This window comes from uncultured Eudoraea sp. (assembly GCF_947258525.1).
Classification (GTDB): Bacteria; Bacteroidota; Bacteroidia; order Flavobacteriales; family Flavobacteriaceae; genus Eudoraea.
Genome location: NZ_CAMYIP010000195.1, coordinates 1 through 11,109, shown reverse-complemented (window position 1 = coordinate 11,109; position 11,109 = coordinate 1). Strand labels below are relative to the sequence as shown.

Below are 11,109 nucleotides of genomic sequence, written 5' to 3'. Positions count from 1 at the left end.
CATAAATATCACTTGCAATATAACCCAAAGGATGTCCGACATGAAGACCGGCACCTGATGGGTAGGGAAACATATCCAGAACATAAAATTTCTCCTTCTCGGAGCCTTCAATTGCTTTGAATGTGTTTTCTTGTGCCCAATATCTTTGCCATTTGGCCTCAATCTCCCTAAAATTATAGCTCATAATTTTTGTTTAATCCCAATACGGCGCAAAAATAAGTTTATTCAATTTACTTTCCTATTTTTACGTATTCATATACCGCTATGAGCAAATCTTTTGAACGCTATCAAAAACGCAAATTGATCTCTTCCTACTTTTCAGTGGTTTTGAGTATTGGGCTTGTATTATTTCTATTGGGTGTTTTAGGGCTTTTAGTACTAAACACGAAAAAATTGGCAGATCATTTTAAAGAACAAATCAAAATATCTGTTTTCTTAAAGGACAATGCCAAAGAAGTTGAAGTTGATCAACTACAGAAAAGCCTGGTAATGGCAGATTATACTAAATCTGCCGTGTACGTCTCCAAAGAAGAAGCTGCTGAACTGCACAGTGCCGAAATTGGCGAAAACTTCCTGGACTTTTTGGGTTATAATCCTCTTAAAAATTCAATTGATGTAGCTTTGAAAGCAGATTTTGTGTCTACTGAAAAAGTAGAGGAAATTGCATCAGAATTGTCCAAAAAGGACTATGTTGAAGAAGTGAGTTATGATAAGCCTCTTATTGCGCTGCTTACAGAAAACGTAAAAAGAATTAGCTTCTGGATATTGATAGCCAGCGCCATTTTTACACTAATAGCTGTTTTATTGATTAATAGTTCTATCCGCTTATCTATATATTCTAAACGTTTTATTATTAAAACCATGCAAATGGTAGGTGCTACAAAAAGATTTATCAGAAGGCCATTTATTTGGACAAACATTAAGTTAGGAATGTTAGGTTCATTATTGGCACTGATGGCGCTGGGCACACTTCTTTATTATGTGAACATGAATTTCCCGGAATTAAATCTTTTACAAGACATTATTATGTTAGGTATCCTTTTCATAAGTGTATTTGTTTTAGGTGTACTCATTTCATTAATTAGTACGTATTTTGCCACTCAACGTTTTCTTAATCTAAGAACAGATGATTTATATTATTAAATTTGCAGCATGAGTCAAAAGCAAAAAAATAAACAAAGTCAGGTCCCAAAACCCGAGTTTATCTTCCAGAAAAAAAATTATCTATTTATGTTTATAGGGCTTGCTTTTATAGCTCTTGGATTTATATTAATGAGCGGAGGTGGCAGTGACGACCCAAATGTATTTAATCCGGATATATATAACTTCAGAAGAATTCGATTGGCGCCAACACTGGTCCTTATTGGTTTAGGGATTGAGATATATGCGATCTTATTAAATCCACATAAGAAGAAAAATAACTAATTGGAAATCATCGACGCAATCATCCTTGGCATAGTCCAGGGATTAACGGAATTTTTACCTGTTTCTTCCAGTGGTCATCTGGAGTTGGGAAAGGCTATATTAGGTGATAATTCTATCCCGGAGGAAAGCCTATTGTTTACAGTGATACTTCATTTTGCCACTGCCCTTAGTACAATTGTTGTCTTTAGAAAAGATGTTTGGACAATTTTTAGAGGGTTATTTCAATTTAAATCTAACGAGGAAACTCTTTTTTCATTAAAAATAATTATTTCTATGATCCCTGCTGCTTTTATTGGCCTTGTCTTTGAAGAAGAGCTGGAAGGGTTTTTTGGCGGTAATGTTGCATTTGTGGGGTATATGCTCACTATAACCGCATTACTCCTTTACCTAGCAGATAAGGCCCGGGAAACTAAAAAGAAAGTCACCTATCTAAATGCATTTATCATAGGCATTTCACAGGCTATTGCAATTTTACCCGGTATTTCCAGAAGCGGGGCCACTATATCCACATCGGTATTATTGGGTGTAGACAAAACCAAAGCAGCCAGATTCTCATTTTTAATGGTTGTACCCCTTATAATAGGTAAAATGGCAAAAGATATTATCGGAGGAGAACTTCAATTTGAAAGTGAACAAACACTTGCTATGGGCGCTGGCTTTATAGCCGCTTTTATAGCCGGTTTAGCCGCTTGTACCTGGATGATTCAACTCGTTAAAAAAAGTAAGCTGACTTACTTTGCCATCTATTGTTTTGTTGTTGGATTCATTGCTATTGGTTTTGGTCTTTGGGGTTAAGTTCATTATTTATGTATCTTTTCATTTAAATTATTGTGTTGAAAACCAAGGAAGATTATTTGAAAGGGCAGCTTATTCTAATAGATAAACCTTTAAAATGGTCATCTTTCCAGGCGGTCAATGCCGTAAAATGGGCTATTAGAAAAAGATACCAGTTAAAAAAAATTAAAGTAGGCCATGCCGGGACATTAGACCCTCTCGCCAGTGGACTTTTATTGATTTGTGTTGGGAAATTCACAAAGCGCATTCATGAATTCCAGGAAATGTCGAAAGTATATGAGGGAACTATAACATTGGGCAGCTCAACTCCATCTTATGATCTGGAGACAGAAATAGATAAGGTATATCCAACGACTCATATCACCAATGAATCAATTTATAAGACCAAAGCTTCATTTATAGGTAAGATTGCCCAAAAACCTCCTGTTTTTTCAGCTTTAAAAAAAGATGGCAAGCGCATGTATGAATATGCAAGAGAAGGCAAGGAATTGGAGGTAAAAGCACGCTTTGTTGAAATTTTGGAATTTGAGATATTAGGAATAAATATGCCTGATATACATTTCAGGATACAATGCAGTAAAGGAACATATATTAGATCTATCGCCCATGATTTCGGAAAAGCATTGAATTCCGGGGGCCACTTATCATCTCTTAGAAGAACCAAAATAGGAGAATATAACGTAGATAATGCGGTGACACCGGCGAATTTTAAAGAAATGTTAGATCTTTAACCTCTTTAAAATGAGCTATTGAGTGAAATATATTATTAAAAAGGCGGTTATACAATTATGGACCTGAATCGAAGTCAGCTTTCTCTGATAATTACTTTCTTCTCTCTTTCTATCGTGATATTATTACTCTTTAATATTCACTTGGGATCAAAGGAGCAGGAGGAGTATATTATTGAAATAAGTCTGGCTGACGAGGAGCTTGAAAAGATAATTGAAGAATTGGAAAGGCAGGAACAGCTGGCAAATGCGGATCCTATTAAAAGTCATATGGCTTTTAACGAAACTGCCAAATCCAGTTTTGAAGAACCGGAACCATTAAAAACACTTGAAGAACTATTAGAAGAAAAAGAAGCTTCAATGAATGAAGATGAGTTCCAGGAATATTTGAATTCAGATTCTGGTTACGCAGCCAGCCTTAAGGACCTTGTCAAAAAAAGAGAGGAAAAAAAACAACAATTAGAAGAAGTTGAAGCCAAGAAAAAAGAATTCACGAATAATTTTGAGAAAAGGAAAACTTCTATTTCATATTCATTAGTAAATCGAAATAATTACGAACTCCCTCCACCTATCTATACATGCATTGAAGGAGGCAAAGTGGTGGTAAATATTGAAGTAGATGCTTCAGGCAATGTTATAGATGCCAGTTTTAATTCAAAAAGTTCTAATACATCTAATGGGTGCCTTGTTGAAAACGCCATCTCCTATGCACTAAAGGCAAAATTTAGTTCTGCCACAAGAAATAGTCAGAAAGGAACAATTACCTACCTATTCCAAAGCAAGTAATTGCAATAGATCCTCTAATATATTTTGCCCTTTGTCCTTATTATACCAATTCTGTAAATCCTCCTTAAATTTGGGCGTAAGTTCCCCTTTCTCTTTTTTGTAATCTTCAACCATTTGAGTTGCCTTTGTGGGTCTTGGGCCCCAGGATTTGAGAACCTCCTTGCTTTTTTCATCGACCATTATGAGTTTGGGAATAGACAAAGTGGCATTGGTTCGAAAGAGATTCATTAGCTCCTGGTTTTCATCTCTCAGTGCCGCTTTTAAGGTAATATTAGCTGATGCTTCTGCAATCTTATTCATTACAGGTATTGATGGAGCAGCATCGCCACACCAACTTTCAGTTAAAACAAGCCATAAAACAGGCCTATTCCATTTTTCAATTAGCAACTTATCAGATTCCGATAGCTTAAATGTTTTGTCCCATCGCTTCATACGCCTGTTGTTCAGTGCCGTATAATTGACAAGCGATTCTTTTTGCTCTTCTCCTGTAGTTCCACCATTTAAGGCCAAATCATTTACCAGATCCCGGTACTCTCTGTAACTATAAGATCTGGTTAGAGCAGATTCTATTAATCCTTCTTTTAGTTTGTGATCTTCTTTATTTTTCATTTGCCAATAGTCGCAAGAAATTTCAAAACCAAACATTTATTATTTCAAAGATGTATTTTATGTTAAATTCAACCCTGGTTTCGGCTAAATTGCTCGTTTCTTGACCATTCCACCTCTAGTATCATTTATACTATTCATAATAACGAAAGCGCTGGGGTCTATCTTTGTTATTTCATTATTTAATTTGCTGATTTCTAATCTTGTAATTACCGTGTAGATGACTTCGTAGTCATTGTGAATTCCATTTCTTCCATAACCACCGCGGGCATTGTAAATCGTAAGCCCTCTTCCTAGTTTTTCGGTAATCATCTTCCGAATGCTTTCACTTGCCTCAGAAATTATTGTTACTCCTGTATATTCCTCTATCCCATCCACCACAAAATCAAGAGTTTTAGAAGCAGCCAAATACGTCAGCATAGAATATAATGCCGATTCTATGGATAACATATAGGCGGCAGCAAGGAAAATAATCAGATTAATGACGATCATAACATCTCCGATTTTGGTCCCCAGTCGTTTACTCAAATAAAGAGCAAGAACTTCCGTTCCGTCCTGTTATCTCAGGAAACTCTATCAAAGCGAGAGAAAGAGAAAGTCCCAGGATAGCAATGGTTGTTTTAATAGCAAAATTCTTACCTATTACTTTCCATCCCAATAACAGAAAAGGTAAATTAACGAGAAAAATTAAAGAATAAAGAGGAAGTGTGGTAGTCTCCGTTATTAAAAGTGATATCCCTGTCACTCCCCCATCTATGAATCTATTTGGCAGTAAAAAACTTTCTAAACCAAATGCCGCAGATAGAATGCCTGTGGATATAAAAAAAGTATCCCTAATGAACAATTTGGGTATAGTTGAAACAAGCTTGGTATGAGGCATTCTTTGACTGATTTTGAGATTTGCGTTCCTAAAGATTTTCCGGATTAATTGCCAGGCTTCTAAATAACTTAGCCTTGGTCCCCAAATATTTGTTTTGAACTTCATTTTGCTTAAGTTCAGAATCTATGAGTTTATTTTCTCTGGCATTTATTAAGAATAATGAACTCTCCCCAAATGCAAACTTACGTTCTTCAGCATCTACCAACCTTGTGTAGTCTCTCACAATATTACCTATAAGAAAATTCTGTTGATCAAAAGAATCCAAAGCTGAATAAATTGCCAATACCTTATTTCTTATTTCTATTTGGGCATTGTCAATCTCAAATTGGGTATTCTCCATTTTAAATTTGGCCAGTTTCAAATCTCCCCTTTCCTTTCTAAGAAAAAGCGGGAACCTGAATTTAATACCTCCTTTGTACTGTTGTGTGTCAAAAGAATTAATAAGGTCCGGGGTTTCTGTTAAAAAATTGTACTCAAGATCAATTTTAGGCAACAACTTATTAGCCTTCAATCTTTTGTCAACTTCAAGTCCTGCGAGTTTATTACCTAGCGATTTTAGTTTAGGGTGATTCTCAATAGAAAAACTATCTAACGGCTTACCCAAAATTTCAAGAGTAATATCCACCTCTCCATCAACGTCCAAATTAGGGATAACATTCGGCTGAAGCTCTATGGGAATATTATTATCTAACCACAGGAAATTTGATAGTTCAAGGGATTTATTGGTAAGGTTTACCTTGGCCTGTTCTAAGTTTAACTGCCTGTCCAATACAGCAATTTTTGCTTCAACAGTATCAATTGTCGCTATATCTCCTGCTTCTGAACTTCTTTTAATCCCTTCAAAACGTATTTTGGCATTCTGGAGGAAATTGCTAAAAGTTTCTTTGTTTTTATAAGCCAGTAACCAATCAAAATAGGCCAGTGAAGCATTATATAAAATTTGGTTAACCAGTAAGTCCCGGTCTGCTTTTGTTTGCTCTCTGAAAAACTTTGCTTTTCTCAAAGTAGCCATACGTTCATTAATCCATAAACCTTGAATTACGGAAAGTGATACCCCGGCGCTGTAGAGGCCATCTACCGGTAAGTCCTCTGCCGGATTTAAAAACTGTCCTTCATTTTGTTCAAAGGTTCCTTTAAGTTCAATTCCATACCAGGTAGGTATTTTAAAGGTTGCATTAAACCTGTCATAGTACTCCACACCTTTAAACTGTTTGCGGTCGTAGTCTACTTCAATTTTTGGATCAAACCCACCCCTTGACCTCATAAGGTTTGCCTGTCCGATTCCAATTTGCAGTTCCGCCTGTTTAGCAATAGGGTGGTATTTTTTGACATAACCCAAATATTCCCTGAAATTTAAAATAAGCGTATCCTGCTCCTGGGCAAAAAGGAAAGAGGTTATAAAGAAAGTAAGTAAAAAGCTGTGCTTTTTCATACTACTTGTTTTCTTTTTTGGCCATTGAATTATCAGGCTGATAATAATTTGGTGGGAATCCGTTTAGCTGTCTCCATAACTCGAACCAGATTGGTACATCTTCCAATAAGGCAATCGTATAGGCTCCGGAGCCCACGCGTAAATCCTGTGGCCATGGATGATCTGAAGGGTCTGGTGCAAGTAAGATTCTGTATTTTCCATTGTCGCTAATAAAGGTTTCTATAGCCACAACTTTTCCCCCGTAAGTACCATAAGAAATATTAGGCCATCCACTAAAAACAATAGCAGGCCAGCCATCGAATTGCACGCGCACTTCTTCGCCCAAGTGCATTAGTGGAAGATCTATAGGTTCAACAAAAGTCTCAACTGCCAGATCATAGTCCGAAGGCATTATTCCTACAAGGCGTTCTCCTTCTTTGAATGTTTCACCAATACCTGCTTTGATGGCTTTATTAATATAACCATTTTGTGGTGCCCTAATGTAATACATATCATTACGCATGCTATAATTTGTATACTCATTTTCCAGCTTTGTTACCTGTGCCTCAGAATCAAATTGATTAGATTGTGCTGTATACATATCACTTTGGGCTTTGGATATTTTGTCTGTATACGCTGCATTAACCCGGCTTATTTCTACCTGAGCATTTATCACCTCATTTTTTGAAGCAAGTAGTTTATTTTCCTGTGAGATTAGTTTAGCCTGGGTTTCCTGTAACTTTAACCTTTTCTCCTCTACATCGGTTACAGCTTTTAATCCTTCTTTCTGCAATTGTACAACCCTGTTATATTGCCTTTCAGCAATACTGATGTTAGTCTTGGCGGCTTCCAGGTCAATACTATCACTTTGAACCTTCAATTTCGATTGAATCAATTTATTCTCTGCCTGTTGATATTTCAGTTTCCGCTCGTTAATTAAAGCATTTATCTGATTATTAAGGGCCTTGACTTTGCCTTCATATGAGGTTACGGCATTTGATTTTGCAACTATTTGCTGACCTGTTCTTTTTACCAAATTAGGGTCGAAGTACTCATTCTTTGTTTCAGAAATAAATAAAATAGTATCTCCTTTTTTTACAAAATCTCCTTCCTGTACATACCATTTCTCAATTCTTCCGGGAATAGGCGACTGAATGGTCTGAGGACGTTGATCCGGCTTTAATGTAGTCAGATAACCTGTACCTGAAACATTTTGAGTCCAGGGTAAAAAAAGTGTAATTAGGCCAATCAACGCAAAAATCAAAAGAAAGCGATTAAAATGCTTATAATGACGCGTGTGAAAAACTTGCCGGGCAGAACTAAATTGTAATAAGTTCACCTTTTTATTTAATTTATTTGGAGATATATTTAGCATGACTTTTAACTTTCATTAATTATTTTGCCTTTTTCCATAGTGATTATTCTTGTACAATGATTTTTCCAATCATCATTCTGACTAACTACAACCAATGCCCAGGGTCTGTCCTTACCGGATAGGAAATCCATGATTTCTCGAGTTTCTTCAGTGCCAAACTGATCTAAAGGGTCTTTGAGAATTAGCAACCTCGGTTTTCTTACAATACTGCGGGCCAGAACAATTTTCTTAGTGACAACATAAGGTATTTGCTGTCCCTCAGGATATAACATTGTTTTGATACCATTAGGTTGCTCCTTGACAAATTGTGTTAAGCCGGTTTTTTCCAGAGCCCAGTAAACATCTTCATCGGTTATATCAGTATCCCCAAATGTTATATTATCCAGAATACTACCTTCAAACGGAGACTCCTCTGTAAGGGACTGGCCTATATGTGAGCGGTAATAATTTAAATTAACAGATTTTAAAGAAATATTGTTGACATAAATATCACCCTCATCGGGCTCAATGATACCAGCCACCAGCCTAAGTAAGCTAGATTTACCTGATCCACTGGCACCATGAATTAATATGGCACATTGAGGAGTTATCTTTAAGGAAACAGAATCAATAATATGTTTGCTTCTTCCCGGTACATTATAGCTGACATCCTCTAATTCAACCAAAAAACTTTCATCATCCTTAAATGGTTTTTCTCCATCCTGCGGCTCCAATTCCTTGTCTACTACCTGGCCCAACTTTTCGAGTGAGGTAAGTAAATCATAGAATGTTTCCAAACCTAATATCAACTTTTCTACAGAATTTATTACCAATAAGATGATGATCTCAGCCGCAACAAACTGCCCAATATTCATCTCCTGATTTAATACAAGAATCCCACCTATTAACAATAAACCTAAGGTGACCAGAACTTTAAACCCAATCATTTGAATAAACTGGATTACTAATATTTTAAAGTGACTTTCCCTAGCCTCAAGATAATCAGATACTAATACATCCGTCTTATTCATTGCTAAAGTTGTTTTGCCGGACAACTTAAAACTAACTATGGAGCGGGCTACTTCCTGGATCCAATGTGCAACCTTGTATTTATTTTTTGATTCATCTAAACTAGTCTCCATCCCTCTTTGCGCAGTAAATTTGAAGACTATATATATAAGCAGTAATAATAGAATCCCATAAATGATAAAGAATGGATGATAAAATGAGAGCAACAATAACCCAAGAATTATCTGTAGTAAAGCGGCGGGGAAATCAATTAATAATTTAGAAAGCCCTTTTTGAACATTAAGAGTGTCAAAAAAACGATTAGCCAACTCCGGAGGATAGAAATTTAATAATTGGTTCATCTTTATTTTTGGGAACCGATAGGCAAATTCAAATGCTGATCTTGTGAATATTTTTTGTTGAACATTTTCAATTATCCTTATTTGCATTAGTTGAAGAATACCCACAAAAGCTACAGCAAGGGTTACAAGTATTACCAGAATTATCCAGGAAGTACTTACCTGTGCACCTTGAATAAGATTAATTATAGCCTGTATTCCCAAAGGGAGTGACAAGTTAAGGACCCCTGCAAAAATTGCATAGTAAAAAATCTGCATAACATCTCTCTTATCCAGCTTTAATAATCCTATTAAACGTTGCCAGGCACTAAGAATATTTTTAGCCATTGTTTTTAATATTTAAAGTGTTAAACGCTAGGTGTTTAAAATACTCTGTAGGCGTTGTTGTCTTATTACAACTTGTCAAAGAGGAAAAGTGATCCATTAGAAAATACTGATGCAAAGCACCTTCAATAATAGTACTAGCAAGACTTGCAGAATAAGGGTAATCCGCATTTACTTCATTTATCATAAGCCTCATTCTATTGACCAGCCTTTTGTATATAACAAAATACCCCTCCTTATTTTCCTGATCTACTTCTTTAGTCAGATAAGACTTAGAATATTCGTTAATTACAATTTTGTTAAGTAAAATTTCATTTATATGGGTAAAAGCCAAATCAATTTCTGTTGCTTGCGTCATGATTTCAATAGCTCTTTCGAGTTTTGTATTAGGATCAGGAATACTGTTTGTGGCAAAAACTAATTGATATTCAAGCCAACCCCAATACCATGATGCCAAATAAAGCAATAGTTTATGTTTGTTTTCAAAATAGCGATATATAGAACTTTCGTTAGACCCAATTTTTTGACCTAACTTTCTGAATGTAAAGCTCTCGAAACCAATATCATTGATCATAAGAATACTTTCTTCAACAATTCTCTTACCCAGGTTTGAGGATTCCGGGTCCTTTACATATAGTTTATCATTAATTGTAATCCGAACAGAATGGAATAATCTTTCCATGAGCTTTAATTTATATATTGGGCAAATATAAAAGTAATACTATCATTTTCTAATAGTTTAACTATTTTTTAACGAAAGTAATACTATTTTAAATGGTGTGGAAAGCTCGCAAACGACCATTCTTAATTAATTCAATTCCGATTAATGCCATATCTTTATATAAAAGTTAAGCCATATGGAAGTGCAAAAATGTGGTTGGTGTCTGGGTAATGACCTATACGAAGCCTATCATGATGAAGAATGGGGCGTTCCTGTAAAAGATGATCCGACGCTATTTGAGTTCCTTGTTTTGGAAACTTTTCAGGCCGGGTTAAGCTGGCTTACGATTCTTAAGAAACGGGAAAATTTTAGAAGAGCTTTTGACAATTTTGATTACAACAAAATTGCGACCTACCAACAGCCCAAAATTGATACCTTACTACAGGATACCGGTATCATTCGAAACAAACTTAAAATTAAGGCTACAGTTACAAATGCTCAGGCTTTTATTGAGGTACAGAAAGAATTTGGAAGTTTTAGTGATTATATCTGGAGATTTGTAAATGGTAAACGCATAAATAATAGTTTGGCAGATCATAGGGAGGCTCCGGCAAAAACAGCGCTTTCAGATGCTTTGAGCAAGGACTTAAAGAAGCGAGGGTTTAAGTTTGTTGGAAGTACCGTGGTTTATGCCCATATGCAGGCAACAGGAATGGTAAATGATCATGAAGTAAATTGTTTTAGATATGATGAAGTATAAGTGTTTCCTTTT

13 protein-coding genes and 1 pseudogene are annotated in these 11,109 nt (G+C 35.8%); 6 read left to right on the top strand and 8 right to left on the bottom strand.

Translation table 11 applies throughout. The features are described from left to right. A pseudogene (locus Q0X89_RS14760) lies at positions 1-184 on the bottom strand (leucine--tRNA ligase); the annotation flags it as partial. Positions 185-264: 80 nt separating this feature from the next. Here Q0X89_RS14760 and Q0X89_RS14755 point away from each other — a divergent pair. The 5 genes from Q0X89_RS14755 to Q0X89_RS14735 are packed head-to-tail and all read left to right on the top strand — an operon-like array spanning position 265 to position 3,734. Further along, positions 265-1,143, top strand: coding sequence for a permease-like cell division protein FtsX (locus Q0X89_RS14755; RefSeq protein WP_297695515.1), 879 nt, complete (start codon positions 265-267; stop codon positions 1,141-1,143). A 9-nt stretch (positions 1,144-1,152) separates the two neighbouring features. After that, positions 1,153-1,425 (top strand): DUF3098 domain-containing protein, encoded by a 273-nt coding sequence (locus tag Q0X89_RS14750; protein ID WP_297695513.1) that lies wholly within the window; start codon positions 1,153-1,155, stop codon positions 1,423-1,425. Beyond that, positions 1,426-2,220, top strand: coding sequence for an undecaprenyl-diphosphate phosphatase (locus Q0X89_RS14745; RefSeq protein ID WP_297695511.1), 795 nt, complete (start codon positions 1,426-1,428; stop codon positions 2,218-2,220). It begins immediately after the preceding gene. Between the two features lie 38 nt (positions 2,221-2,258). Then, positions 2,259-2,951 (top strand): tRNA pseudouridine(55) synthase TruB, encoded by a 693-nt coding sequence (truB, locus tag Q0X89_RS14740; protein ID WP_297695509.1) that lies wholly within the window; start codon positions 2,259-2,261, stop codon positions 2,949-2,951. Positions 2,952-3,008: 57 nt separating this feature from the next. Further along, on the top strand, positions 3,009-3,734 hold the full coding sequence (locus Q0X89_RS14735) for an energy transducer TonB (protein ID WP_297695507.1): 726 nt from the start codon (positions 3,009-3,011) through the stop codon (positions 3,732-3,734). Here Q0X89_RS14735 and Q0X89_RS14730 read toward each other — a convergent pair. From Q0X89_RS14730 to Q0X89_RS14705, 7 genes are all read right to left on the bottom strand, one after another. After that, positions 3,717-4,343, bottom strand: a complete 627-nt coding sequence (locus tag Q0X89_RS14730) for a thioredoxin family protein (RefSeq protein WP_297695505.1) — start codon at positions 4,341-4,343, stop codon at positions 3,717-3,719. The genes Q0X89_RS14735 and Q0X89_RS14730 overlap by 18 nt on opposite strands. Positions 4,344-4,427: 84 nt before the next feature. Then, a complete protein-coding gene (locus tag Q0X89_RS18110) occupies positions 4,428-4,868 on the bottom strand; it encodes a YitT family protein (RefSeq protein WP_367177068.1) in 441 nt (146 codons plus the stop codon). Further along, positions 4,861-5,220: a YitT family protein gene (locus Q0X89_RS18105; protein ID WP_367177067.1), complete on the bottom strand. Its 360-nt coding sequence runs from the start codon at positions 5,218-5,220 to the stop codon at positions 4,861-4,863. The genes Q0X89_RS18110 and Q0X89_RS18105 overlap by 8 nt, the downstream gene beginning before the upstream one ends. Before the next feature lie 28 nt (positions 5,221-5,248). Then, a complete protein-coding gene (locus Q0X89_RS14720; RefSeq protein WP_297695503.1) occupies positions 5,249-6,652 on the bottom strand; it encodes a TolC family protein in 1,404 nt (467 codons plus the stop codon). Between the two features lies 1 nt (position 6,653). After that, a complete protein-coding gene (locus Q0X89_RS14715; protein ID WP_297695501.1) occupies positions 6,654-8,006 on the bottom strand; it encodes an HlyD family secretion protein in 1,353 nt (450 codons plus the stop codon). A 5-nt stretch (positions 8,007-8,011) separates the two neighbouring features. Then, on the bottom strand, positions 8,012-9,679 hold the full coding sequence (locus Q0X89_RS14710; protein WP_297695499.1) for a peptidase domain-containing ABC transporter: 1,668 nt from the start codon (positions 9,677-9,679) through the stop codon (positions 8,012-8,014). Next, positions 9,672-10,358: a TetR/AcrR family transcriptional regulator gene (locus tag Q0X89_RS14705; protein WP_297695497.1), complete on the bottom strand. Its 687-nt coding sequence runs from the start codon at positions 10,356-10,358 to the stop codon at positions 9,672-9,674. The genes Q0X89_RS14710 and Q0X89_RS14705 overlap by 8 nt, the downstream gene beginning before the upstream one ends. Positions 10,359-10,533: 175 nt before the next feature. On the opposite strand from Q0X89_RS14705, the gene Q0X89_RS14700 reads away from it, so the two are divergent. After that, positions 10,534-11,097 carry a DNA-3-methyladenine glycosylase I gene (locus Q0X89_RS14700; RefSeq protein ID WP_297695495.1) on the top strand — a complete coding sequence of 188 codons (564 nt, stop codon included), beginning with the start codon at positions 10,534-10,536 and terminating at the stop codon, positions 11,095-11,097. The last annotated feature ends 12 nt before the right edge of the window (positions 11,098-11,109 follow it).